Annotated in this window: 23 protein-coding genes and 1 tRNA gene; 13 read left to right on the top strand and 11 right to left on the bottom strand. The window is 69.9% G+C overall.

Features of this window, described 5'->3' with window-relative positions; genetic code table 11:
* The first annotated feature begins 81 nt into the window (after window positions 1–81).
* From ABD733_RS02685 to ABD733_RS02655, 7 genes are all read left to right on the top strand, one after another.
* A complete protein-coding gene (locus tag ABD733_RS02685; protein WP_344793493.1) occupies window positions 82–423 on the top strand; it encodes a DUF6507 family protein in 342 nt (113 codons plus the stop codon).
* Window positions 420–2,192 carry an alpha/beta hydrolase gene (locus ABD733_RS02680; protein ID WP_344793492.1) on the top strand — a complete coding sequence of 591 codons (1,773 nt, stop codon included), beginning with the start codon at window positions 420–422 and terminating at the stop codon, window positions 2,190–2,192. The genes ABD733_RS02685 and ABD733_RS02680 overlap by 4 nt, the downstream gene beginning before the upstream one ends.
* Window positions 2,193–2,319: 127 nt before the next feature.
* Window positions 2,320–2,709 (top strand): hypothetical protein, encoded by a 390-nt coding sequence (locus tag ABD733_RS02675; RefSeq protein WP_344793491.1) that lies wholly within the window; start codon window positions 2,320–2,322, stop codon window positions 2,707–2,709.
* On the top strand, window positions 2,706–3,281 hold the full coding sequence (locus tag ABD733_RS02670) for a hypothetical protein (protein ID WP_344793490.1): 576 nt from the start codon (window positions 2,706–2,708) through the stop codon (window positions 3,279–3,281). Before ABD733_RS02675 ends, ABD733_RS02670 begins: the two co-directional genes overlap by 4 nt.
* Window positions 3,278–4,096 carry a DUF1684 domain-containing protein gene (locus ABD733_RS02665; protein WP_344793489.1) on the top strand — a complete coding sequence of 273 codons (819 nt, stop codon included), beginning with the start codon at window positions 3,278–3,280 and terminating at the stop codon, window positions 4,094–4,096. The genes ABD733_RS02670 and ABD733_RS02665 overlap by 4 nt, the downstream gene beginning before the upstream one ends.
* Window positions 4,097–4,123: 27 nt before the next feature.
* Complete coding sequence (locus ABD733_RS02660) at window positions 4,124–5,758, top strand: bifunctional 3'-5' exonuclease/DNA polymerase (protein WP_344793488.1); 1,635 nt, start codon at window positions 4,124–4,126, stop codon at window positions 5,756–5,758.
* 121 nt (window positions 5,759–5,879) lie between these two features.
* The gene (locus ABD733_RS02655; RefSeq protein ID WP_344793487.1) at window positions 5,880–6,410 is read left to right on the top strand and encodes a DUF3145 domain-containing protein; all 531 of its coding nucleotides are present in this window, start codon (window positions 5,880–5,882) and stop codon (window positions 6,408–6,410) included.
* A gap of 138 nt (window positions 6,411–6,548) precedes the next feature.
* On the opposite strand, the gene ABD733_RS02650 is transcribed toward ABD733_RS02655, so the two are convergent.
* The 6 genes from ABD733_RS02650 to aceE form a co-directional block, all read right to left on the bottom strand.
* Window positions 6,549–7,784 carry a beta-ketoacyl-[acyl-carrier-protein] synthase family protein gene (locus ABD733_RS02650; RefSeq protein WP_344793486.1) on the bottom strand — a complete coding sequence of 412 codons (1,236 nt, stop codon included), beginning with the start codon at window positions 7,782–7,784 and terminating at the stop codon, window positions 6,549–6,551.
* 99 nt (window positions 7,785–7,883) lie between these two features.
* Complete coding sequence (locus ABD733_RS02645) at window positions 7,884–8,132, bottom strand: acyl carrier protein (RefSeq protein ID WP_123504706.1); 249 nt, start codon at window positions 8,130–8,132, stop codon at window positions 7,884–7,886.
* A 103-nt stretch (window positions 8,133–8,235) separates the two neighbouring features.
* The gene (locus ABD733_RS02640) at window positions 8,236–9,252 is read right to left on the bottom strand and encodes a beta-ketoacyl-ACP synthase III (protein ID WP_344793485.1); all 1,017 of its coding nucleotides are present in this window, start codon (window positions 9,250–9,252) and stop codon (window positions 8,236–8,238) included.
* Window positions 9,249–10,172, bottom strand: a complete 924-nt coding sequence (locus ABD733_RS02635) for an ACP S-malonyltransferase (RefSeq protein WP_344793484.1) — start codon at window positions 10,170–10,172, stop codon at window positions 9,249–9,251. Before ABD733_RS02635 ends, ABD733_RS02640 begins: the two co-directional genes overlap by 4 nt.
* 79 nt (window positions 10,173–10,251) lie before the next feature.
* On the bottom strand, window positions 10,252–11,556 hold the full coding sequence (locus ABD733_RS02630) for a PucR family transcriptional regulator (protein ID WP_344793483.1): 1,305 nt from the start codon (window positions 11,554–11,556) through the stop codon (window positions 10,252–10,254).
* Between the two features lie 7 nt (window positions 11,557–11,563).
* On the bottom strand, window positions 11,564–14,308 hold the full coding sequence (gene aceE, locus ABD733_RS02625) for a pyruvate dehydrogenase (acetyl-transferring), homodimeric type (protein WP_344793482.1): 2,745 nt from the start codon (window positions 14,306–14,308) through the stop codon (window positions 11,564–11,566).
* Between the two features lie 287 nt (window positions 14,309–14,595).
* Between aceE and ABD733_RS02620 the strand changes: the two genes are divergently transcribed.
* The 5 genes from ABD733_RS02620 to ABD733_RS02600 all read left to right on the top strand — a co-directional run bounded on the left by ABD733_RS02620 (window position 14,596) and on the right by ABD733_RS02600 (window position 16,979).
* Window positions 14,596–15,069, top strand: a complete 474-nt coding sequence (locus tag ABD733_RS02620) for a peroxiredoxin (RefSeq protein WP_344793481.1) — start codon at window positions 14,596–14,598, stop codon at window positions 15,067–15,069.
* 48 nt (window positions 15,070–15,117) lie between these two features.
* Window positions 15,118–15,531 carry a VOC family protein gene (locus tag ABD733_RS02615; RefSeq protein WP_344793480.1) on the top strand — a complete coding sequence of 138 codons (414 nt, stop codon included), beginning with the start codon at window positions 15,118–15,120 and terminating at the stop codon, window positions 15,529–15,531.
* A gap of 55 nt (window positions 15,532–15,586) precedes the next feature.
* Window positions 15,587–15,659, top strand: a tRNA-Val gene (locus ABD733_RS02610).
* Between the two features lie 176 nt (window positions 15,660–15,835).
* Window positions 15,836–16,441: a hypothetical protein gene (locus tag ABD733_RS02605; protein ID WP_344793479.1), complete on the top strand. Its 606-nt coding sequence runs from the start codon at window positions 15,836–15,838 to the stop codon at window positions 16,439–16,441.
* Window positions 16,442–16,676: 235 nt separating this feature from the next.
* On the top strand, window positions 16,677–16,979 hold the full coding sequence (locus ABD733_RS02600) for a hypothetical protein (protein ID WP_344793478.1): 303 nt from the start codon (window positions 16,677–16,679) through the stop codon (window positions 16,977–16,979).
* 176 nt (window positions 16,980–17,155) lie between these two features.
* Here ABD733_RS02600 and ABD733_RS02595 read toward each other — a convergent pair whose 3' ends face one another.
* The 5 genes from ABD733_RS02595 to ABD733_RS02575 all read right to left on the bottom strand — a co-directional run bounded on the left by ABD733_RS02595 (window position 17,156) and on the right by ABD733_RS02575 (window position 21,774).
* Window positions 17,156–17,431 carry a hypothetical protein gene (locus tag ABD733_RS02595; RefSeq protein WP_344793477.1) on the bottom strand — a complete coding sequence of 92 codons (276 nt, stop codon included), beginning with the start codon at window positions 17,429–17,431 and terminating at the stop codon, window positions 17,156–17,158.
* Window positions 17,432–17,993: 562 nt separating this feature from the next.
* Window positions 17,994–18,227 carry a hypothetical protein gene (locus ABD733_RS02590; RefSeq protein ID WP_344793476.1) on the bottom strand — a complete coding sequence of 78 codons (234 nt, stop codon included), beginning with the start codon at window positions 18,225–18,227 and terminating at the stop codon, window positions 17,994–17,996.
* A 787-nt stretch (window positions 18,228–19,014) separates the two neighbouring features.
* Entirely contained in the window at window positions 19,015–19,191 is a 177-nt protein-coding gene (locus ABD733_RS02585) for a hypothetical protein (RefSeq protein ID WP_344793475.1), read from the bottom strand.
* 366 nt (window positions 19,192–19,557) lie between these two features.
* The gene (locus ABD733_RS02580) at window positions 19,558–20,580 is read right to left on the bottom strand and encodes a carboxypeptidase regulatory-like domain-containing protein (RefSeq protein ID WP_344793474.1); all 1,023 of its coding nucleotides are present in this window, start codon (window positions 20,578–20,580) and stop codon (window positions 19,558–19,560) included.
* Window positions 20,581–20,709: 129 nt separating this feature from the next.
* Window positions 20,710–21,774, bottom strand: a complete 1,065-nt coding sequence (locus ABD733_RS02575) for a DUF559 domain-containing protein (RefSeq protein WP_344793473.1) — start codon at window positions 21,772–21,774, stop codon at window positions 20,710–20,712.
* Window positions 21,775–21,842: 68 nt separating this feature from the next.
* Here ABD733_RS02575 and ABD733_RS02570 point away from each other — a divergent pair, with 68 nt between their 5' ends.
* The gene (locus tag ABD733_RS02570; protein WP_344793472.1) at window positions 21,843–23,645 is read left to right on the top strand and encodes a phospholipid carrier-dependent glycosyltransferase; all 1,803 of its coding nucleotides are present in this window, start codon (window positions 21,843–21,845) and stop codon (window positions 23,643–23,645) included.
* Window positions 23,646–23,754: the final 109 nt, after the last annotated feature.

The following is a 23,754-nucleotide window of genomic DNA, read 5'->3' as shown; positions in this document are numbered from 1 at the left end:
CTCGTTCTCCACAGGTGCTCGGTGGACGTTTGGATATAAATGTCAGCCGTGCCAGTCTTCCGATCAGAGCATCGGAGGAACATGCACGGGTGGAAGATCGACGTCGACGGCGTCCGCGGGATCATCGCGGGCGTCGTCGTCGCAGGCGAGGCACTGAGCGCGCACGAGAGCGACGCCCGTCGGCTCGGCGAGGACGCGGCGGCGGCCTGCGGGCCAGCGCGGCGGGTCGCCGCCGCCGTCTCCGCCCTGCTCGAGACGCGGCGCGACGACCTCCGCTCGGCCGCGCGACGCAGTCGCCGGGTGCTCGCGGCAGCGAGCGAGTCGACCGAGGCGTACCTGGCGGCGGACGAGGCCATGGCCGCCGACGCGCTCGCCTCGGCTCGGCGGGCGTTCGGCGGGCTCGCTCTCGCGGGTGCCCTGTGACGGGCCCGCTCGGCTCCGGGTCCACCGGCGCAGGCCCGTCACTCCCGTCGAGCGAGGCCGTGACGGAGGTCGCTCGCGAGCTGATCGAAGCAGCTCACGCGGCACGGGAGGGCGGCGCCCGGGTCCTGGCAGCGTGGCGCCCGATCTCCCTCCACTACGACGCCCCCGAGGCGGTCGACCTCTTCGCGGCGATGAATCCGGTCGAGCGGGTCACCGACGAGCACGCCGAGGTGCTCGGCTCCGTCGCCCGGATCCTCGGAGACTTCGCGGACGATGTCGGGCGCCTCGAGGCGCAGGCTGCTGCCGTCGATGCTCGGCGCGACCAGTCGCCGGAGGCGAGTTCGTCCGACTCGGCCGAACCGTGCATCCTGCGGCGCCTCGAGCACGGCCTCTCCGAGGCGGAGGACGCCGCCGTGTCACGCCTCTCGGCCCTCGGCGCCGCGCACTACCGGCTGCCCGTGGGCGAGCCGCCGCCACCCCTGTCGATGTCGGGCGCCGCCGCCTGGGCCGCAGTCCTGCCCGCGTTCGACCGCGGCGTCCGGTCGACCGGGCTCGGCCTCCTCTCGTCGCTCCTCGCGCGGCGCGATCTCGCTGCGTGGGCGGAGGCACATCCCCGGAGGCTCCGGGCACTCCTCGACGACCCGCCCGACGCGACGCGCGTGCGCGCGTGGTGGTCGGCGCTCGGCCGCTCCGAGCGAGACGCGCTCATCGCCGGCGTCCCGCTCGTCGTCGGCAACCTCGACGGGGTGACCCTCGCCGACCGTGGTCGCGCCAACCGGTCGACCCTGCGGCGGGAGATCGCTCGGCTCGAGGGCTCCGAGAGGCCTCCGGTCCGCGACCGTCGCGACGAGGCCTCCGACCAGAACGAGGCGGAGTTCCTCGCGAGCTATCGGCGGATCCAGGAGCAGTCCGCGCACTCGGTCCTCGTCGCGTTCGACCCCGAGGACGAGTCCTTCGTGTCGTACGTCGGGCGTCTCGATCCTGTGACGGGCGACCTTCCGGCAGCGACTCGGCACATCGGCGTCCTCATCCCCGGTACGGGGACGAACCCGGCGACCTGGTCGCAGGAGACGCCTCGAGCTCAGAAGGTGCTGAGCACCATCGGCCAGCCCGAGGATGTCGGAATCTTCACCTGGGCCGGCGGGAGATTCCCGCAGTTCCTCGACGCAGTGTCGGCGGACGACAGCGCGACTCTCGGCCCTCGCCTCGGCCGATTCGTCGACTCGGTCCGCTCGACCACCGGTGCCACGATCACGGCCGTCGGCTACAGCTACGGCGGTGCCGTCCTCGGCATGGCCGAGAAGACCGGGATCGACATCGACAGGTCCGTGGCCGTCTCGAGCGCCGGCCTCGGCAACGGCGTCCGGAGCGTGGACGACTACGCGCGGACATCGGCCATTCCCCACTACGCGATGATGGCGCCGGGCGACCGCATCGTCGGCTACACGCAGAGCCTCCAGGCGGGCGACCTCGGTCACGGCGGGAGCCCGGTCGATCCACGTTCGGGCTTCGAGAGGCTGGAGACGGGCTATCGCGATTCCGAGGCGGGGGCGGCATCCGGGCAGCTCACCGGCCATGTCGGCGTCTGGAACGGCGACTCCGGTGTGGGCCAGCAGGTAGGTCGAGCGATCGCAGGCGGGCAGGTCGAACTGTATGCGCGACCCGAGATCGTCGGCACGACGCTCCAGGGCGACCCGATCCTGTCGAACCCGATCATGGAGCCCGGGTACGAGCCCGTCTTGGAGCGCGTGAGGGGTGAGCGTGGTTAGGGCGGGCCAGATCTGCGTGGGAGCCGTGGGTGCCGTGGTCGTCCTTCTCCTGTCGGCCTGTGCCGATGGCTCACCGATCGAGTCCGATCGCAGCCTGACCCAGACCCGGCACGATGCTCGCGAGGTCGTGTCCTCGACCCTTGCGCCACTCCCCGTCGCGCGCAGGTCGGAGCGTCTGACGCTCGACGACAGAGCGTCACCGTGCAAGCAGTCGGGCGACGACATCCAGCAGTGGATCTACCGCCTCATGCTCGAATACGAGAACGGGACCGACACGCGGTCGCTGGCGCTCGGGCTCGTCGAAGAGAGGAAGGCAGCCGGGTGGCTAGTAATCGATGGCGGCTCCGACCGGGAGACGGTCAACATGCTTCTGAGACAGCGGGGCGGAGAGGGCAGAGCCGGGCCTCTGCTGCGCGTGACGGCGACGCCGACCAGGCCTCGGTTGACCCCCACCGTCGCCGTCGGCGCGTCAGGACCCTGCGTCGCCGTGCGCCGACACGAGGAGCCCACTCCGTGACGCGCGCCGCCAGCGTCCCCGTGCTCGGGCTCGTGCGCCTGCTCGTCGGCCTCGTGCTCGTCGCGACACTCGCCGGGTGCTCGGCCCGGCCACGCGTAAACACTGACGTCTCGCTCCAGCAGACGGAGCTCGACGCTCACGCCGTCGTCGCGGCCGCACTGCGCTCGCTCCCCGCCGCCGGCCGCGGACCGAGCGAAGAACTCGTCGACGACTCCGCGTGGTGCAGCGACACCGACCCGTCGGTACAGCAGTGGATCCACCGCTCGTCGGTCGCCTACGACCGAGGCGTCGATACGCGGTCCCTGGCTCTCCGCATCGTCGACGACAAGAGGACCGCCGGCTGGAGGGTCGTCGACGACAGCTCGGACGGCGAGACGGTCAACATGCTCCTCGAGCACGATGCCGAACGGCAGACGTCGATCCGGCTGCTCCGAGTCACCGCGGCGCCGACAACACCCGACTTCCGCCCCACCGTCTCAGTCGGTGTCACAGGGCCCTGCGTCGTGGTCGGCCAGGATGGAGAGCAGCCGACGGAAATGAACGGACACCCACCGACGTTGGGGCACCCATGAACGAGATCGAACAGCTCGAGCGCTTCCACGAACGCCGCCTCGCGCGCGCGACCAACCCGCAGGGGCCGCTGGCCCTGACGAACACGCAGTGGGTCGACTCCGAGCAGCCGATCTGGGGAGTGCCGGGCGTCTGGGCTCCGGCGCCCGAGGGCCTCGGCGGTCTCGCCCTGACGGCGACCGCCGCAGACGGCGTCGAGGTCGACGGCGCGATCGTCGACGGCACCGTCTACATCGCCGGCGACGACGCCATCACCCCGTCCACGATCCGCTTCAGCGAGGGCGTCACCGGCACGGTCATCGCGAACGAAGAGCACACCTCCTACGGCCTCCGCGTCTGGGATGCTTCCTCGGAGGGGAACCAGGGCTTCGGCACCATCGACGCCTTCCCGTACGACCCGTCCTGGGTGATCACCGCCGACTTCGACCCGACCGAGAGCGGCACCGAGGTCGCGATCCTGCACCAGAAAGACGCCGAGGCGCGCCAGCGGCCGCTCCCCGGGCTGATCCGCTTCAGCCGCGACGGCGTCGACTACGAGCTCGCCGCCTTCCCGGCTGGCGAGGGCGACCGTCTCCAGCTCGTCTTCGGCGACGCCACGAACGGGGTGTCCACCTACTCGGTCGGGCGGTTCCTGTTCCCCACGCCGAACGGCGACGGGACGATCACGCTCGACTTCAACCGCGCCGTCCTGCCGCCCTGCGCCTTCTCGTACAACTTCAACTGCCCCATCCCGCCCAAGCAGAACCGCTTCGGCATCGCCATCGAGGCAGGGGAGCGCAACGTCCTCGCCAAGGACGGCTCGCTCCTCCACGAGTGACCGGCCGTCCCGCCTAGACTCGAACACGTGTTCACCCTGCTCGTCCGCCGCGCAGACGAGTCGATCGACCTGACCGTGATCCGCCGCGGTTCCGACGGCTGCCTTGCGAGCGCCGAGAGCCGTACTCTCGAGCAGGACGAGCTCGGCGAGGCGGTCCGCCAGGGCGAGCGCGACGCGACCCGCTGGGTCTGGGACGACACGGCGAGGTGGTACCCGCGACTGCTGTCGGCGGGCGTGTTCGTGGAGAGGTGCGTCGACCTCCGGCTGGTCCACGCGATCCTGCGCGCCTCCGCCTTCACCCGCGGCTCGGCCATCCACGCGAGCCCGCGAGGTCCGTACGACACCCCGCAGGCGCCGGCCGTCGACGGCTCGGCGCTCTTCGTCGTCGAGCCCGAGTCGCTGCCCGACGCGCTGGGGGAGTTCCTCGCGCAGCGCGACGCCATCGAGGCGAGCCCGGAGCGCGCGCGACTGGAGCTGCTCGCCACCGCCGAGTCGACCGGCGCCCTGATCGCGGCCGAGATGCGGCACGCCGGCATCCCCTGGTCGGCGTCCCGGCACGACGAGCTCCTGACGGCAGCCCTCGGCCCGCGACCGCCCGCAGGAGAGCGCCCCCTGCGCCTCCTCGAGGCCCTCGCCGAGATCCGCGCAGCGCTCGGGAGCCCCGACCTCAACCCCGACTCGCCGACCGACCTGATCCGCGCGCTCCGGGCGGCCGGGCTGCAGGTCTCGAGCACCCGCCAGTGGGAGCTGAAGTCGCTCGAGCACCCCGTCATCGAGCCGCTCCTCCGCTACAAGAAAATGCAGCGGCTCCTTGTCGCCAACGGCTGGACCTGGCTCGACGCCTGGGTGCGCGACGGGCGCTTCCGACCCGAGTACGTGCCTGCCGCGGCAGCCACCGGTCGCTGGGGCACCTCCGGCGGCGGAGCCCTGCAGCTCCCGAAGGCCGTCCGAGGCGCCGTCGTCGCCGATCCCGGGCACGCGCTCGTCGTGGCCGACGCCTCCCAGCTCGAACCGCGCATCCTGACGGCCCTCTCCGGAGACACCGCGATGGCCCGCGCAGGATCGGGCGATCTGTACGAGGGGATCGTCGCCACCGGCGCCGTGGCGACCCGCTCCGAGGCCAAGGTCGCCATGCTCGGGGCGATGTACGGCGCCACGCAGGGCGACGGCGGGCGCCTCATGCCCCGGCTCACCCGCGCGTTCCCGAGGGCAATCGCCCTCGTCGAGGACGCCGCCCGCGTCGGCGAGGCCGGGGGAGTCGTGTCGACCCTCCTCGGGCGCACCTCGCCGCCTCCGGGCGCCGGAAGCGAGGAGCTCCCGCCGGAGATGGGCCGGCCGGACGTCGACCGCGGCATGCGGGCCTGGGGTCGGTTCACCCGCAACTTCGTGGTGCAGGGCACTGCGGCCGAGTGGGCGCTCTGCTGGATGGGCATCCTGCGCCGCTCCCTCGCCGAGCGGTACGGACGCGGCCCGGACGCGCCGCACCTGGTGTTCTTCCTGCACGACGAGGTCGTGGTGCACTCGCCGGAGGCCGTGGCGGCCGAGGTCGCCGGGCTCGTCGAGTCGGCTGCGGCCGAGGCCGGGCGCCTCCTGTTCGGAGCCGCGCCGGTGCGCTTCCCGGTGACGGTCGCGACGGTGCAGGCCTACTCCGAAGCCAAGTGAGAGTGTCGGGTCACCACCCCCCTTCGATCACGCCCTTGTGATTCTCAGGGGGTCTCGGTCATAATTCGTAGAAGCACCGCAGTTCCATTCACAGGTCGATGGGGAAGTCGCACCTAACCGAATGGAGCTTCACGTGGCTGCACAAACAAACACTGCGCCGAGCGCGCGGGGCGTGCTGTTCGTTCACTCGTCCCCCCGTGCTCTGAGCCCACATGTCGAGTGGGCTGCTGGTCGTGCCCTCGGGCGCGCCGTGAACTTCACCTGGAGCGACCAGCCGGCCCTCAAGGGCTCCCTGCGCACCGAGTTCTACTGGGAGGGCCCAGCGGGCACCGGTGCCCAGATCGCGTCCGCGCTCCGCGGCTGGGAACACCTCCGCTACGAGGTGACCGAAGACCCGTCCGCCGGTGCCGACGGCGGTCGCTGGATGCACACGCCCGACCTCGGCGTCTTCTTCGCGCAGACCGACTCGGTCGGCAACACCGTGATCCCCGAAGACCGCGTCCGCTACGCGATGGAGATCGCAGGATCGAACGCGCTCGAGCTGCACCGCGAACTCCGGCTCGCGCTCGGCCAGGCCTGGGACGACGAGCTCGAGGCCTTCCGCCACGCGGGCGAGGGCAACCCGGTCGTCTGGCTGCACAAGGTCGGTTAGCCACTCCAGAGCGGCGCCACAGGACGGCGGCGGCACCAGTCCGCGGACCGGTGCCGCCGCCGTCCTGTGGCGCCGTTGTCTTGTGGCGCCGCCGTCCTGTGGCGCCGTTGTCGGGCGCCACAGCGTCAGCCTCTCGAGCTAGACCGTCTTGAACGCGATGACCGCGTTGTGGCCGCCGAACCCGAACGACGTCGAGATCGCGACGAGCTCGCCGTCGGCCAGCTGACGCGGCTCGGTGACGAGGTCGATGTCGATCTCGTCGTCGGTCTGCGTCGTGTTGATCGTCGGCGGGGCGGTGCGGGTGTGCAGCGCCATGACCGTGAAGGCAGCCTCGATCGCCCCGGCACCGCCGAGGAGGTGGCCGGTGGACGCCTTCGTCGCTGACAGGGCCACCGACGACAGGTGCTCGCCGAAGACCCGGAGCAGCGCGTGGTACTCCGCGATGTCGCCGACGGGGGTGGACGTCGCGTGCGCGTTGATGTGCGCGACCTTGTCGCGCTCCACACCGGAGGCCTCGAGCGCCATCACGACGGCGCGGGCCGCGCCGGTGCCCTCGGGGTCGGGCGCGGTGATGTGGAACGCGTCGCTCGTGACGCCGCCGCCGAGCACCTCGGCGTAGATCCGGGCGCCGCGGGCGAGCGCGTGCTCCTCGGTCTCGAGCACCAGGGCGCCTGCGCCCTCGCCGAGCACGAAGCCGTCGCGGGTGACGTCGTAGGGCCGGGAGGCGGTCGCAGGATCGTCGGACCGGGTCGAGAGGGCGTGCATCGACGCGAACGCGGCGAGCGGCAGCGGGTGAATCGCAGCCTCCGAGCCTCCGGTGACGACGATGTCGGCGTGCCCGAGCTGGAGGTGCTCGTACGCGTTGACGATCGACTCGGTGCTCGACGCGCAGGCCGACAGGACCGTGCGGGCTCCGGCACGAGCACCGAGGTCCATCGACACGGCCGCGGCGGGGCCGTTGGCCATGAGCATGGGCACGGTCATCGGCAGGACCCGGCGCGGACCCTTCTCGCGGAGGGTGTCCATGCCGTCGGTGAGGGTCCAGATGCCGCCGATGCCGGTGGCCCAGTCGACCAGGAGCCTCTCGGGGACGACCTCGGGGGATCCTGCGTCGGCCCACGCCTCGCGCGCAGCGATGAGCGCGTACTGGCTGGAGGGGTCGAGACGCTTGGTCTCTTGACGGGACAGGACCTCGGCCGGGTCGACCTTGATCTGGCCGGCGAAGCGGACGGGGAGGTCGTAGCGCTCTGTCCACTCGGCCTCGATGGTGGAGATGCCGCTCTCTTTGGCGAGCAGGGCACGCCAGCTGTCGGCCATCGTCCCGCCGAGGGGGGTGGTGGCACCGATACCGGTGACGACGATCTTCTTGGTCACTCTGACAACTTTCTCAACGAGCTCGCGACGTGAGCGTCACGAGGGGTGAAACGCCGCTCGGCCCGCGCCTTCGAGACGCGGGCCGAGCGGACGAACGATTTAGCCCTGCGCCTTGGTGATGAAGGTCACAGCGTCGCCGACGGTCTTGAGGTTCTTGACCTCGTCGTCGGGGATCTTGACGTCGAACTTCTCTTCGGCGTTGACCACGATGGTCATCATCGAGATCGAGTCGATGTCGAGGTCGTCGGTGAACGACTTGTCCATCTCGACGGTGTCGGTGGCGATACCGGTCTCGTCGTTGATGAGCTCGGCCAGGCCGGCCAGGACTTCTTCGGTGGACTGTGCCATTGTGTTCTCTCCTTGAGGTGTCGTTGTGACCGGGTAAATCCTAGGGCACGCGCTCCGGCCAGCCGAGCGACGCGCAGGTTCTGGCGCGGAGGGGCTCCTGGTGCTAGGGCAGGACGACGATCTGCGCGCCGAAGACCAGGCCGGCTCCGAAGCCGATCTGGAGCGCGAGGCCGCCGGAGAGTCCGGGGTTCTCCTGCAGCAGGCGGTGGGTCGCCAGCGGGATGCTCGCGGCCGAGGTGTTGCCGGTGTCCTCGATGTCTCGTCCGATGACCACGGTGTCGGGGAGGCCGAGCTGCTTCGCGAACTCGTCGATGATGCGCATGTTGGCCTGGTGGGGCACGAACGCGGCGAGGTCGGATGCCTGGATGCCGGCCTTCTCGATGGCGAGCTTGGCGACCTTGACCATCTCCCAGACGGCCCAGCGGAAGACGGTCGGGCCCTCCTGGCGGATGGTCGGCCACGCTGCGGCGTCACCGCTCTCGCGGTACTCGCGGAACGTCGACGTCATGCCGATGGTGTCCCACTTCGAGCCGTCGGAGCCCCAGATGGTGGGGGAGATGCCGGGGGTGTCGCTCGGCCCGACGACCGCGGCGCCCGCGCCGTCGCCGAGGAGGAACGAGATCGAGCGGTCGGTCGGGTCGATGATGTCGCTGAGCTTCTCGGCACCGACGACGAGCACGTAGTCGGCGATGCCCGACTTGATGAGGGCGTCGGCCTGGGCGATGCCGTAGGTGTACCCGGCGCAGGCGGCGCTGATGTCGTAGGCGGCGGCCGGGTTCGCCCCGACGCGCTCGGCGAGGAGCGTGGCCATCGAGGGCGTGAGGACGACGTTGCTGACCGTCGAGACGAGGACCGCGCCGATCTGGTCGGGCCGGATGCCGGCCTTCTCGATGGCCTCGCGGGCCGCGGTCTCGGCCAGGTCGACGGCTCCGACCTCCCGGCTGGCGCGCTTGCGCGTGATGACGCCGGTGCGCTGGCGGATCCACTCGTCGGAGGAGTCGATCGGCTCGATGATCTCGGAGTTCGGCACCGTCAGGTCGCCTCGGGCGGCGCCGAGGCTGAGGATGCGCGTGAACTCGCGCGTCGGGTTCTGACGGAGGGCGGGGGTGGGGTTGCTCATGCTGCTGCTCCCTGCAGGAGGTCGACGGCGGCCTGGAGGTCGTCGGGGGTCTTGATGGCGACGGTCGGCACGCCCTTGAGGCCGCGCTTGGCGAGGCCGGTCAGGGCTCCGGCCGGAGCGAGCTCGATCTGGCCGGTGATGCCTGCCGCCTGGAACGACTCCATCGTCTTGTCCCAGCGGACGGGTGAGGCGACCTGCTGGACGAGCAGGTCGAGATACTGGCGCCCCGAGGCGACGATCGAGCCGTCGTGGTTGGTCCAGAGCGACAGCGCAGGATCCGCCGCCGTCACACCGGCGGCAGCCGTCTCGAGTGCGGCCACGGCGGGCTTCATGTACCGGGTGTGGAACGCACCGGCCACCTGCAGCGGCACCACACGCGCCTTCGCAGGCGGCTCCGCGGCCAGCCGCGCGAGCGCGTCGAGCGAGCCGGCGACGACGATCTGACCGCCCCCGTTGAAGTTGGCGGGCTCGAGACCGAACTCGGCGAGCTTCGCGAGGAGCTCGTCCTCGTCGCCGCCGAGCACGGCGCTCATGCCGGTCGGCTCGGCAGCAGCGGCCTCGGCCATGCCGCGGGCGCGCACGGTCACGAGCGAGACGGCGTCGGCCTCGGTGACGACCCCCGCGAGGGCTGCCGCGGTCAGTTCTCCGACCGAGTGGCCGGCCACGCCCGCGATAAGCGAACGGTCGACCCGGTCGAACAGCGCCCGGGCCGTGACGAGCCCGGCAGCCACGATGAGGGGCTGGGCGATCGCGGTGTCGCGGATCGTGTCGGCGTCGGAAGTCGTGCCGTGAGCGACGAGGTCGACCCCGGCGGCGTCGGAGAGCTGCTCGACGAGGGCTCGGGAGCCGGCATCGGAGATCCAGGGGGTGAGGAAGCCGGGTGTCTGAGAACCTTGCCCGGGGGCTACGAGAACGATCACTGGACCATCCTGCCAACCATCGGGGCCTTCGCGGTGTGGCGACTCGACCAAGAATCGACGAAACCGTTGTAGGGGTCGCTCATGAGGTCGGGCCGTGCTTCTTCGGCCGGGGCGCGGCGACGAGCCTCGGGGCTGCCGCAGCGCGCTTCGTCGCGTCGGGCTGCACGTGGCTCTTCGGTCGGCCTGACGGAGCGTCGGGGTCGGAGATCGAGCCCAGGATCAGGGCCGACTGCAGGATGAGGGCCTCTCGCGCCCCGGTCGCGTCCCACCCGATGACGTCGGTGACGCGCTTCAGGCGGTACCGCACCGTGTTCGGGTGCACGAACAGCTCGCGGGCCGTGGCCTCGAGCGATCGGCCGTTGTCGAGGTAGCACCAGAGGGTCGTCAAGAGCTCGGACGAGTGGGCCTTGAGAGGGCGGTAGATGCGATTGACGAGGGTCGCGCGGGCGACCGGGTCGCCGGCGAGGGCGCGCTCGGGCAGGAGGTCGTCGGCGAGGGCGGGCCGCGGGGCGTTCCGCCAGGCGCGGGCGACGGCGAAGCCGGCCAGCGCCGCCTTCGCGCTGCCGGACGCGTCGACGAGCCCGGGCACCTCGTGGCCGAGCACCAGGGGGCCGTCGCCGAAGCCCGGCTCGAGGGCTGCTGCGATGTCGGTGAAGCTCGGCCGGGCGTGCGTCGCGGTGTCGGTCTCGTCGCGCTCGTCGTCGGCTCGTCCGATGACGAGGACGAGGCGGGAGCCCTGCACGCCGATCAGGACGTCGGCGTCGAGGTGACGGGCCGTGCGGCGCAGCACGTCGACATCGAGCATGCGGGGAGCGGTGCCGACCAGGACGGAGACCTCGCCGTGCCCGTGCCAGCCGAGCGCCGCGATCCTGCTCGGGAGTTCGTCGTCGTACTCGCCGGACAGGATCGAGTCGACGACGAGAGCCTCGAGGCGGGCGTCCCAGAGGCCTCGGGCCTCGGCGGCCCGGGCGTAGACGTCGGCCGCGGCGAACGCGATCTCGCGCGAGTAGAGCAGGATCGCCTCGCGGAGGTAGCTGTCGCCGTCTTTCACCCGGTCTTCGACGACCTCGCAGGTGACGCGGATCAGCTGCAGGGTCTGCTGGAGGCTGACGCTCCGGAGCAGCTCGCGGGGAGCCGCACCGAAGACGTCGGCGGCGATCCAGGGCGTCGACCTCGGGTCGTCGAACCAGCTGATGAACGAGGTGATGCCCGCCTGCGCCACGAGCCCGACCGCCGAGCGCCGCCCCGGCGGCATGGAGCCGTACCAGGGCAGCGTCTCGTCGAGCTTCTTGATCGTGGCGGTCGCGAACTCGCCCGACACCGTTCGGAGCCAGGCCAGCGTCTTCTGCTTCGCCGCCGGATCCTGCTGGCGCGAAGCGCTCACGCCCGGGTCAGCTCTCGCCGCCGGCCGACCCCGAGGTGCCGGCCGTCACGTCGTGGAGCTGGTAGCGGTCGATGGCCTGCTGGACCACGCTCCGGTCGACCTCGCCGCGCTTGGCGAGCGCCTGGAGGGTGCGGACGACCATCGACGGACCGTCGATCTTGAAGAACCGACGGGCTGCGGGCCGCGTGTCGGAGAACCCGAAGCCGTCTGCGCCGAGCGTGTTGTAGTCGCCGGGCACGAACTGGCGGATCTGGTCTTGGACGGCGTGCATGAAGTCGGACACGGCGACGACCGGACCCTCGGCCCCCTCGAGCTTCTGCGTGACGTACGGCACGCGGGGCTCGGCGTCGGGGTTGAGATAGTTGTGCGCGTCGGCGTCGAGGCCGTCGCGGCGCAGCTCGGTCCAGGACGTGACGCTCCAGACGTCGGCGGCGACGTTCCAGTCGTCGGCGAGGAGCTGCTGCGCCTCGAGCGCCCACGGCACACCCACGCCGGAGGCGAGGAGCTGAGCGCGCGGGCCCAGGTTCTCGGCCGCCTTGAGCTTGTAGATGCCGCGCACGACGCCGTCGACGTCGAGCCCCTCCGGCTCGGCCGGCTGCTGCATCGGCTCGTTGTACACCGTGAGGTAGTACATGACGTTGGGGTCGGGGTGGACCGCGTTGCCCTCGTCGTCGGTGCCGTACATGCGGGTCAGCCCGGCGCGCACGATGTGGCCGATCTCGTACCCGTAGGCGGGGTCGTAGCTGACGACGGCGGGGTTGGTCGAGGCGAGCAGGGGGGAGTGGCCGTCGGCGTGCTGGAGGCCCTCGCCGGTCAGCGTGGTCCGGCCGGCGGTGGCGCCGATGACGAAGCCGCGGGCCATCTGGTCGCCCGCCGCCCACATGGCGTCGCCGGTGCGCTGGAACCCGAACATCGAGTAGAAGACGTAGACCGGGATGAGCGGCTCGCCCTGGGTCGAGTAGCTGGTGCCTGTCGCCGTGAAGGCCGCGAACGCGCCGGCCTCGTTGATGCCGACGTGGATGATCTGGCCCTGCGGCGACTCCTTGTACGCCAGCAGCTGCTCGCGGTCGACGGAGGTGTAGTGCTGGCCGTTGGGGTTGTAGATCTTCGACGTCGGGAAGTAGCTGTCCATCCCGAACGTGCGCGCCTCGTCGGGGATGATCGGGACGATGCGGTGACCGAAGTCGGGTGCGCGGAGGAGGTCTTTCAGCAGGCGGGCGAAGGCCATGGTGGTGGCCGCCTCCTGCTTGCCGGAGCCCTTCTTGGCGATGGCGTAGGCCGAGTCGTCGGGCAGCGAGAGGGCTGTGTGCTTCGTGCGGCGCTCGGGGATGAATCCGCCGAGCTCGCGGCGGCGCTCCTGGAGGTACTCGATCGCCTCGTCGTCCTGACCGGGGTGGTAGTACGGCGGCAGGTACGGGTTCTCTTCGAGCGTCGCGTCGGTGATGGGGATGCTCATCTCGTCGCGGAACTTCTTGAGGTTGTCGAGCGTGAGCTTCTTCATCTGGTGGGTCGCGTTGCGGCCCTCGAAGGTCGGGCCGAGGCCGTAGCCCTTGACCGTCTTCGCCAGGATCACCGTGGGCTGGCCCTTGTGCTCGCTGGCCGCCTTGTAGGCCGCGTAGACCTTGCGGTAGTCGTGGCCGCCGCGCTTGAGGTTCCAGACGTCCTCGTCGCTGTAGCCGCTGACGAGCTCGAGAGCCCGCGGGTCGCGCCCGAAGAAGTTCTCGCGGACGTACGCACCCGACTCGGCCTTGTACGTCTGGAAGTCGCCGTCCGGCGTGGTGTTCATGAGGTTCAGCAGCGCGCCCTCGGTGTCGCGGGCGAGCAGGTCGTCCCATTCGCGGCCCCAGACGACCTTGATGACGTTCCAGCCGGCGCCGCGGAAGAAGCTCTCGAGCTCCTGGATGATCTTGCCGTTGCCGCGGACCGGGCCGTCGAGGCGCTGCAGGTTGCAGTTGATGACGAAGTTCAGGTTGTCGAGGCCGTCGTTGGCCGCCACCTGGAGCTGGCCGCGGCTCTCGACCTCGTCGAGCTCCCCGTCGCCGAGGAACGCCCAGACCTGCTGGTCGGACGCGTCTTTGATACCGCGGTTGGTGAGGTACTTCGCCAGCTGCGCCTGGTAGATCGCGTTGATCGGCCCGAGACCCATCGAGACTGTGGGGAACTGCCAGTACTCGGGCATGAGTCGCGGGTGCGGATACGACGAGAGGCCGTCGGCGCCGTGCGACTTCTCTTGGCGGAATCCGTCGAGCGCGTGCTCGTCGAGACGGCCCTCGAGGTACGACCGGGCGTACATGCCGGGGGAGGCGTGGCCCTGGAAGAAGATCTGGTCGCCGCCGCCCGGGGCGTTCTGCCCGCGGAAGAAGTGGTTGTAGCCGACCTCGTAGAGAGCGGCGGACGAGGCGTAGGTGGAGATGTGGCCGCCGACCGAGATGCCGGGCCGCTGGGCGCGGTGAACCGTGATGGCCGCGTTCCAGCGGATCCACTTGCGGTATCGGCGCTCCATGTCCTCGTCGCCGGGGAACGCGGGCTCGTTCTCGGGGGCGATCGTGTTGATGTAGTCCGTCGTCGGGACCATCGGGACGTTGACGTGGAGCTCACGCGAGCGCGAGAGCAGACCGAGCATGATCTCGCGAGCACGCTCGTGACCGTGAGTCGCGACCAGGCCGTCGAGCGACTCCTTCCACTCGGCCGTCTCTTCGGGATCCCGATCGAAATCGTCGACCGAATACGGATCCTGATCGTGTACCGACACCCTTGACCTCGTTCGTTTCGTAAGAAGACGTTCCGCGCCGTGAATGGACGCAGCGTCTGGGGACACAGTCATGTCGAGCACGTCTTCGTCCGGGGGTGGGGACGGGTCGAGCCCGACGCCCTCCACTCTAGTGACACCGACCGACAGCCCTTCTCAGCGGACCCCGATCCATGCGCTTGCATTCGGCGTGCCCAGGCGTAACATTGCCGATCGTGCCGCGGCCGGACCGGGTCGCCCCAGACGACACTCGTCGCCCCGATCGGGAGACGGGGAAGGACCGTGCAGAGATGGCTCTGGAGAACGACATCCAGGCTCCCGACTTCGAGCTCCCGAACCAGTTCGGGGAGCACGTCCGCCTCGCCGACTACCGGGGCGTCAAGCCGGTCGCTCTCGTCTTCTTCCCCCTCGCGTTCTCGAGCACCTGCACCTCCGAGCTCTGCACCCTGCGCGACAACATCGGCATGTTCCGCGACCACCGCGTCGAGTTGCTCGGCATCTCCGTCGACTCGAAGGCGACCCTGCGCTCGTTCGCCGAGACCGAGGGCTACGAGTTCAACCTCCTGGCCGACTTCTGGCCGCACGGCGAGGTCGCCAAGGAGTACGGCGTGTTCCTCGACCACAAGGGCTTCGCCAACCGGGCCACCTTCGTGATCGACCAGGCGGGCATCATCCGCCAGCAGTTCGTCACGGCTCCCGGCCAGGCCCGCGAGCTGGCCGACTACCGCGCAGCCCTCGACGCTCTGGCACCGGTCGCCGTCTAGGGTCCATTCGACCTGTCGGAGGTCGCCCGCCGCGGGTAGCCTCGGCGCATGACCGACGATACTCAGCCCCGGGTCGTGCCGCGAGCCGTCGAGCCGCAGCTGATGTTCACCGGTGACGCCGCCGCCGCCCTCGACCTCTATGCCGGCGTCTTCGGCGACACCGCTGTCGAGTCGCAGGTGAACGCCGACGACGGCACGATCGCATTCGCCTCGTTCAGGATCGGCGGGGCCCGCTTCCGCGTGATCGACTCGCCGCCCGTCCACGAGTTCACCTTCACTCCCGCCATCTCCTTCGCCGTCGACTGCTCGACCCCGGAGGACGTCGACCGCGTCGTGGAGGCGCTCTCGGCCGACGGGCAGGTCTTCATGGAGCTCGGCAGCTACCCCTTCAACGACCGCTACGCCTGGATCGCCGACCGCTTCGGTGTCTCCTGGCAGGTCGGCGTCGCGTCCGGAGCGTGAGGTTCGGTACGCTGGCAGGACGCTCCTGTGATCGCGATCGCGGTCGTCGGGAAGCGGGCCTTTAGCTCAGTTGGTAGAGCGCCACGTTTACACCGTGGATGTCATCGGTTCGAGCCCGGTAGGGCCCACCGGAGGAAGTGCTGGTCGGGGACGGCGTCTGTGTCGGGCTGGTCGGCTGCACGCCCGGGGGCAGCGGAATGGTGTCGGCGTCCCGTCGGTGCTCGCACTCGTGTATGAATTCATGCGCCCGCCTGGCACGCGACCTTCGTAGCCGCCCGACGGAATCTGTTATGAAGAGGACGTGATGAAGGCGACGCTCGACGTGCCGATGGGCAGTATCGACGAGTTGATGAGGGCTGCGGTCAGAGCGGTCCCGGGGGCGATTCTCATTGAAGTACTGCCGGAGGAAGCGCTCGTCGGGCGGAGGACCAATTTCGCGACGAGGGCTGAGACAACCCGTTTCCGTTTCGTCGATCATGGTGCCGGTGGTGTCGAGGTAGTCGTGGCTGCTACGAACGGTCTGGTCCTGGGGATAGCTGGCCCGGTTCCGGAAGCCGTACTCGAAACGGGCCGCGGGGTCTTCGACGCTCTCGTCCGGCTCGCCCGAGAGGCCGATGACGGAGACGCCACCGGCCGACCCCAGATCGAAGCGGCGGTGGCGCCTGCACCCCGGCGGCCGTCGCCCGGGAGTCTGCCTGCGCGACGAGACCGCGCCCACATCCAAAGAGTGGACTATGCGATCCTCGCCCTGCCGGGTCTTCTCACCGGGGCGGCCGTCACCTTCGGTCAACTGTCATTCGAGGCGGGAACGCCAGTCATCGCGGTCGTCCCACTGGGACTTCTCGCGCTCTGCCTCATCTGGGGCGCCGCCATTCTGCTCGCCCGGGCCAACCACCGCAGGAGACGCTAGGAGCAGTTCCGACACGCAGCGGCCCCCCCCCGGTTCTGAACGGTCTCAGAGGCCAACCTCACCACCCCACAACGAGGCGGCGTCCCCCTCATCGAAACAGACATGGACGCCCTCATCCCCGCCGCCCGCGCACCCGTCCTCGTGCCCCGCTGAACCCACCGGCAGTGATTGCCGCATCCGCTGGCCCTTCAAAATGCCCCTACCGCGGACGCCTTGACAGCCGACAAGATGCAGCGTGACGAGCACAGGCAACACCGGTGACATGGGAACCGGGATGAGTCGGAAGCAGCGGTTCGCCATCGTCGCCGTCATCGCTGGAGGGGTTCTCTTCTTCGGCGCCCTCACCTTCGTCGCCGTCCACTCCTTCGCGTGGTTTGATGCACGCTCCACCGAAACCTGCGACGTCACATCTATCAGCAGCCTCGAGCACACCGACAGAGGCCGGGTGCTGTGGGCGGTCCAGTCATCCTGCGGCAGCTTGGAAATCAGCCCTCAAGCCGGTGGGATCAGCACGCAGAACGCTTTCGCTCTCGCGTAGTACCTCCGTACACCGGGCAGCTACCGACTGACCATTCAAGGGTTCGGCGGCGGTGAGAGACCCATCACAGCCGCGGCCTGGACCGGGAACTGATGGCACCACCGATGCGCTGGCGCGGGTACGGCCTCGTCCTCATCTGGACAAGCCTCGGCTTCCCCTCATGACCTTCAGTACTCTCACTCACCAGCGGCCGACTCGGCCCGGCGTGCGAACCTCCTGGCGTGGGCAAGCCCGCCGACCATGACCATAGCGCCGAGGTACATGCTCGCCGCCTCGAACTCATAGACGTCCACGGCGACAACGCTAATGCCGAGGCCTCCGGCTGCACCGACGAAGACCATGACGGCTGACACAAGGGCGGCCACGACCGTCAGCGCGATGACACCGGCCCCGATGAAGAACAGGGCTGTCCCTACGCGGTCTCTTGCACCGGCCGCACCCGTTTGAGTCACGAGGTCATCATGCCATTTACCCGCTGATGCCAAGGCGCTACGCGTAGCCGTTATTCGACCACCGTACGTCGAGGAGCCAATCGCCACCATGCCCGAGGGGGAACGTCAATCGTGCTCGTTGTGTGAAGGAATTGCGGCCGCAGGGTGACGGTCCAACTTGGCCCCAGCGGAGCGCTGAAACGCTAGCCTCGGGATCGTGACTGACTTTGAGATCGCCGCACGGTTTTCTCCAGGACCCTGGTGGGGCTTCAATGGAGTGGACGAGCTGAAGCTCTCAAGTGATGTCCTCACGCGTAAGCACTACCGGGTCTTTCGGGGCAAAGTGCCCGTGACATCGCCTCTCAGTTCGGTCGAGGTCGTCTCTCGAGAGGTCCGTCTGGACAAACGGAGTGGGCGGCCCAATTGGGTACGAATGACTCTCATGATCGACGGAGCCAGGACGACCTTCACCGGCCATGCCAACGACGGCAAATCGTTCGCAGATGCCTTAGCAGAGGCGACGAGTCGCAGCGGCAGATAGCACCCGGTTTCGGAACCCTCAGCGTGCCCTGAACGTTCCGTTTCAGGTCTGATCGCGGGGGTTCTTCGCCGATCCGAACATCGCGAAGCCGAGAGCTCCAACGATGGCGGCAATAAGGCCGACAGCGGAGATGGCTAAGCCGGCAGCCACAAGACCGCTAGTCCACGAACCCATGGAAACCGCCAGATGACCTAGCAGTGCAATGACCAGACCACCAACCACGAGGCCGATTCCAGCGGACAGCGCAGCGGCCCGAATTGGGATGTTCCTCGACATGATTTGAGCCAACCACAGGCTTTCACTTGACGCCAGAACTAAGTCCGTAGGAGGAACCCCCATCGCTCTGGTGGCCACATCAGGTTCTGCAGCGAGGCCATTTCGCCGATCCGAAGATCCCGAAACCGAGTGCACCAACAATGGCGGCTACGAGACCGATAGCGGCGATGGCGATTCCTGCCGCGACGAGCCCGCCAGCGACGAGGCCACCCCCGCAGATGAAACAACTGCCCGGATCAGCATCTCTCTCGACATAACGTGAGCCACCCATAAGCTCGGTGCTCGAAGTGGACCAAAGCTCACGGCGCGCCCTTCCGTGTCACCGAAAAAGGTCGTCCCGACAGCGACGGGCGTTTAACCCGCACGGTGAACGTGCACGCTCAGGCCCGCTAATCGCCCGGCGTCAGCCGCGCCACCGAAGCGATCACGGGAAGGGGAATGTGAGCGGCGGCGCCTGGCGATCCTGGCAACGCTGACGCCTCTCGACTTGCTGGAGGTAGAGCGCCCTGGAGTACTTGGCAGCGCCCATGAGAAAAGAGCCGCCGTGCTGATTGAGACTCCGGCACGTGACGGCTCGACGACCAGCGGACGCGAGACGGGGTCCAGGAGATGCTGGGGCCGCACGTCGTAACGATCGTCGACATCGGGAGAAACAGAACCCCCTCCCTGGACCATGGCGGCAACCCGGTCGTCGTTGCCGGGGAGCGAACCAACAGCAGTCCCGCGCCCGGGATGCATCGTCGATCCAGTGGCTGCCGAGGGGCCGCAGGCTCCAGCGCCGTCCGAGTCACGTGAGCGGCGGACCCTTCCGCCGGTACCGGCCGACGGCGAGACCGAACGTCGGCGCCCCCAGGATCGTGAGGACTGTCCCGACGAGGATCTGACCGCCCCCGACCAGGGCGCCGCCGAACGCGGTCACGATGATCCCGACGCCGGCGAGGAGCAGCCAGGACCCACGTGTCATGAGTGGAGTCTGCACCCCACAGGCGCAACCCGTCGTAGTCACCCTGATCTTGCAGGTGGAGTCCGGTCGCGGCGAGGGCCGCGGAGCGAGTGCGACGCTGCCACGAGGGCGCCGCCGCACCGCCGTCTTAGTCGTTTCTGAGAACGCACCCGTCACCGTGCGCGTGGAGGCGGTGTTGACCATCCACACTGTCGGCGGGAGGTTCCTGATCCTGCCGTGCCTGCGTGTCTGATTCCACGTCGGTGCACGCCAGCGCGCCCCCTCTGGGTAAGCAGGGGGCGCGCCCTGCTTCGACGGTGGGTCGGCAGCTACGGCCACGTCTTGACAGACTTCAGCTGGACGTCCCAGTCGTCAGCGAGCTCGAGCTCACGGCACCTTCGCGTAGATGCCGATCACGCTCGAGAAGTCGATGTGCTTCCGCAGGGCCGATCCGGCGTCCGCCGTCATCTTCGTCCGCTGGCCCGTGTACCACCAGGTGCGGCTGGGCGTGGCGGCAGTCGCCACCGTGCGGACGCTGATCGTGTAGTCGCCCGTCGGAACAGCGAACTTCACCGGCTGCAGCACCCCGGCCACCCCTCCCGTGCGCTGCGTGAAGGTCGCGCCGGTCGAGACGTTCGTCAGGGTGACGGTCGCGCCGACGGTGGCCTCTCCGTCTGCCGATGGGTCTACACCGATTCCGATGTCGTACGCCGTGTGGACGAGGCGCGTGGAGAGGGTGACGCGGCTCGGGTCGACGCCCGGCCGCTCGGCGTGCGCGCGAGTCATCCACGAGAGGCTGGTGCGGAAGATCTGGTCTCCGGTGAAGAGCTCGTAGACGTCGGAGGCGAGACCGACGAAGGTGTAGCGCCCCGTCGCATCGGTGGTGGTCTCGACCTCCGGGAAGACGTAGGTCATGCCCTCGATGGTGACCTTCGTGCCCGCGAGCGGTGCTCCGGTCGGGCCGGTGAGCCTGCCTGTCACGGTGGCGCCGCGCGCGAGCGTCGCCGAGACGACCGTGCTGACGCCGGCCGCGACCCCGACGCTGTCGATGCGCGTCGGTGCGTACGTGGCCGATCCTGCCTTCGGGGGGTCGATCGTGAGGTCGTAGTACGGCGTCGCCGGCAGGTCGGAGATCACAGCGTGACCAGAGCTGTCGGTGGCGGCCCTCCGGAAGCCGGGGTCGTCGGGCGAGGAGACGTAGACGCTGGCGGTCGCTCCGGCCAGAGCCAGGGGATCGCCTGCGATGTCGACGAGCTGCACGCTGATGCTGCCCGGGGCCGCCGCGACGGCCGACACCGCCGCGACCCGCGAGTGGCCCGGCGTCGCCTGCGCCGTCTGGGCCGGAAGCGCCGCGAGCACGAGTGCCGCGAGCACCGCGGTCACTCCTGTGCGTGTGCGTGATGCCTTCATGGTTCCCCTTCTCGTCCGCGCCGCTCGGGCGCATAAGCGACTCCTCGGGTGAGCCCTGGATGCGCGACTGTACAGGTCGTCCTACCCCGGGGCAATCCCTTGCCGGGAAGCGGATCGAAGCGGAGTCGACTACTCGGGCCCACCCGCCCACAGGCCGCCGCGCGGTCCGTCCCGCAGCAGCAGGTACTTCTGGAACGGGCCGTGCTTCCCGGCCAGCTGGCGGACGTCGGCGAACCTCCAGCCGGCGTCTCGAGCCTCCGGGTGGAGGGCGAGACGCCCGCCGCCGAGAAGGTGCATGGTGTCGTCGTCGAAGCCGTCCGCGGCGGGCAGAGTCGTCGAGCCGATGTGCGCGGAGGCGCCGACATTGAAGGTCGACTCCACCTGGACGTCGGCGTGCTCGCCGGTGAAGAGGTCGTCGCCCCACGGGAACCTCGATGTCGGGGCGAGGCTCTCCTCCGGCATCGTCTCGAGGAGTGCCTCCAGGTTGCCCCGCCAGCTGCTGCGCGGGAGCCGGTCGAGGCCCAGGCGGATCACGAACGCCGGAGTCCGCCAGCCTCCTCCGGGTGCTCCGAGGAAGTGCCCGCCGGCCATCACGGTCAGCCTCAGGACCCTGCCGCTGTCGAGCGTCCAGGAGGAGTAGACCGCATTCTCGACATGCTTGTCGGCGGCGAGGGAGCCGAGTCGGCTCCTCTTCCGCACCCGCGCCGGGGCCTTGTCGATGTGCCTCTGAACCCCGGGGCGTCCTGCCACGGCGTCCTCGATGCTCTCGACGAGGGCGGTGATCGCCCCGACCGTGAACGACGACGTGTCGGTCGTGACGTCGTAGGGGCCGAGGGCGGGGAGACCGCCGGTCCGCAGCCGGACGACGGTCCAGCCGACGTCGTTCAAGAGGGCGTTGCGCCGGCGGTCGGACGCCTCCTCGTCCCGGTGGGTGTAGCCGGAGTCGAACTCGACGCAGACCCTGCTCTCGCGCAGGAGGTAGTCGGGCGTCAGGACCGGCCAGGTGCGGCGCTCCTCGTCGAACCCGCACTGGATCGCCGACCGGCCCGGGTGCAGTTGCAGGCCCGCGGCTGTCAGTCGGTCGCGGACGTCCTGCTCGGTCTTCGACGTCTTCGGGTTCTTCGAGACCACGACCGTGCCCGCAGGATGCTGAGGGGGAGGCGCAGCACGGTCGGATCCGGCACGAGAGGTCACGACCCGCATCCTGCCAGGAGCGACCGACAGCGCCGTGACCGCAACCCGCACCTACTAGGGTTCGTCCCGTGACCCTCCTCGCCCGCCCCGTCGTGACGGCAGCCGGCCTCCGCGCGAGGGGGCTGCGCCTGCCGTCGACTCTGAGCGGGGTCCTCGCACTCACGGCCGTCACGCTGACGACCGCGCTCCTCGTCACGCTCGGAGTGACCCGGACCTCGCCGGTCTTCTTCGGCGACGAGATCGGCTACCTCGCCAACACGATCGCCATCGGCGGCGGCCCCGCCCTCCGCATCGACGCCGACTCGTACTACCCGGGCTGGTCGCTCGTGCTGGTGCCGCTGTGGTGGATCCTCCGCGACCCGCTCGCCCTCTACCGGGGAGCCGTGATCCTGTCGGCTCTGAGCTCGCTCGCGACGATCCCGGTGCTCGCCGCGCTCGGCCGCCGGCTCGGGCTCCGCACCGCCCACGCCGTCCTTGCCGCCTCGGTGGTCGTCGCGCTCCCCGCCCACGCGCTGATGGCCGGCTTCGCTCTGGCCGAGAGCTTCCTCGTGCTCGTGGTCGCATCGGCCGTCCTGCTGGCCGTGATCGCAGCCCGGGCGGAGACGGTCCGCTGGTACCTGGCCGCAGGAGCAGCCTCCGGCTTCGCGTTCGTCGTGCACGGCCGCGTCGCGGGGATCGTCGTGGCGGCGGTGGCCTGGGCGATCCTGCTGCTCCTCCAGCGCCGATTCCGCGCAGGATCAGCGCTCCTCGCGTCCGCCCTGATCATCTCCGCGCTCGGGTACGCGCTCTACCGGCACCTGGAGGTCGTCGTCTACCGCTCCACGGGTCGCGAGGCCGACGGGGTCGCGAAGCTGTTCGGAAGCGCCCCGGCGGCCACGGCCCTCGGGACCTCGGGGCAGGTCTGGTACCTGGTGGTGGCGACCGCCGGGCTCGCGATCCCCGGCGTCGTCTTCGTGATCCTGAGGGCGGCTTCCGAGATCAGGTCGAGGAGGCCGGGCTGGGCCCTCTGGTTCGGGGTGTGGGCGCTCGGCCTCGCCGCGATCAGCATCACGTACGTCAGCCGCTCGGTCGCCCAGCGCGACCGGCTCGACCTGTTCGTCTACGGCCGCTACCTCGAGCCCGCCACCGATCTGCTCGCGTTCTTCGGGATGGTCCTGCTGGTGCGTCTCGCACCCCGGGCCCTCGGGGCCGGACGGTCTGCGGCTCCTGTCCGCCTGCGACGGCGCTTCGTCCGGCTCGGAATCGCCACCGTCGGCGCCTTCGCGGTCGTGACGGCCGGGTTCGGACTCCTCGCGCACGCCGTGGTCCCGACCGCCGACGAGACGACGTCGGGCTGGAACCCGATGAACGTCCTCGGCATCGTGCAGTACGGCTGGCAGCTCGGTGCCGACGACGCCGCGCTCCCGCTCGTGCAGGCGGCGCTCATCGGCGGGGGAGTCCTCCTGGCCGTGCTCGCCCTCGGTCTCCTCGTGCGCCATCGCGCCGTGATGCTCGCGCTCGCCCTCGTCTTCGCGCTCGGGTCGAGCCTGGTCGCCCAGACCCGGACGGTGGCGCCCGCCTACGGCGGCTACGCCTCCGCCTTCACTCTCACCCACGCCGTCGACCGGTTCGGCAGCGCGAGCGTGTCGTTCGTCACGGCCCCCGACCCGCTGGCGCCGAACCGGTCGTCGGTCATCAGCCGGAACGCGTACGAGTTCTTCCTGGCGCCCCGCGTCGTGCCCGTCGTCTCGGGGACGGCCGCCCTGCCGACGACCGACCTCGCCATCGCGCGAAAGTCGTGGCCTGCGGGCGTAGAGGCGGGCTGGCGCAGGATCACGTGGGATCCGGGATACGACAACGCCCTGTGGTCGCGCCCCGGCCTCGATCCCTGACCCGCGCCTTCGCGACGCTGCGCCCCGCGCCCCGCGCCCCGCGCCCCGCGCCCTGCGCCCCGCGCCCGCGACGCTGCGGCCAGTCGCGGCCCGCGGTGTCGGTGGTGGG

This window comes from Frondihabitans peucedani (genome assembly GCF_039537585.1).
GTDB lineage: Bacteria > Actinomycetota > Actinomycetes > Actinomycetales > Microbacteriaceae > Frondihabitans > Frondihabitans peucedani.
The sequence above is the reverse complement of the archived record's forward strand: the minus strand, read 5'-3'. Positions and strand labels throughout refer to the sequence as shown.

Bases quoted from the DNA above. Each gene is read 5' to 3' on its own strand.
- ABD733_RS02620 (WP_344793481.1), top strand. From the start codon at position 14,596: ATGGCTCTGGAGAACGACATCCAGGCTCCCGACTTCGAGCTCCCGAAC.
- ABD733_RS02615 (WP_344793480.1), top strand. From the start codon at position 15,118: ATGACCGACGATACTCAGCCCCGGGTCGTGCCGCGAGCCGTCGAGCCG.
- ABD733_RS02665 (WP_344793489.1), top strand. From the start codon at position 3,278: ATGAACGAGATCGAACAGCTCGAGCGCTTCCACGAACGCCGCCTCGCG.
- ABD733_RS02590 (WP_344793476.1), bottom strand. From the start codon at position 18,227: ATGTCGAGGAACATCCCAATTCGGGCCGCTGCGCTGTCCGCTGGAATC.
- ABD733_RS02685 (WP_344793493.1), top strand. From the start codon at position 82: ATGCACGGGTGGAAGATCGACGTCGACGGCGTCCGCGGGATCATCGCG.
- ABD733_RS02585 (WP_344793475.1), bottom strand. From the start codon at position 19,191: ATGACACGTGGGTCCTGGCTGCTCCTCGCCGGCGTCGGGATCATCGTG.
- ABD733_RS02605 (WP_344793479.1), top strand. From the start codon at position 15,836: ATGAAGGCGACGCTCGACGTGCCGATGGGCAGTATCGACGAGTTGATG.
- ABD733_RS02655 (WP_344793487.1), top strand. From the start codon at position 5,880: ATGGAGCTTCACGTGGCTGCACAAACAAACACTGCGCCGAGCGCGCGG.
- ABD733_RS02580 (WP_344793474.1), bottom strand. From the start codon at position 20,580: ATGAAGGCATCACGCACACGCACAGGAGTGACCGCGGTGCTCGCGGCA.
- ABD733_RS02640 (WP_344793485.1), bottom strand. From the start codon at position 9,252: ATGAGCAACCCCACCCCCGCCCTCCGTCAGAACCCGACGCGCGAGTTC.
- ABD733_RS02645 (WP_123504706.1), bottom strand. From the start codon at position 8,132: ATGGCACAGTCCACCGAAGAAGTCCTGGCCGGCCTGGCCGAGCTCATC.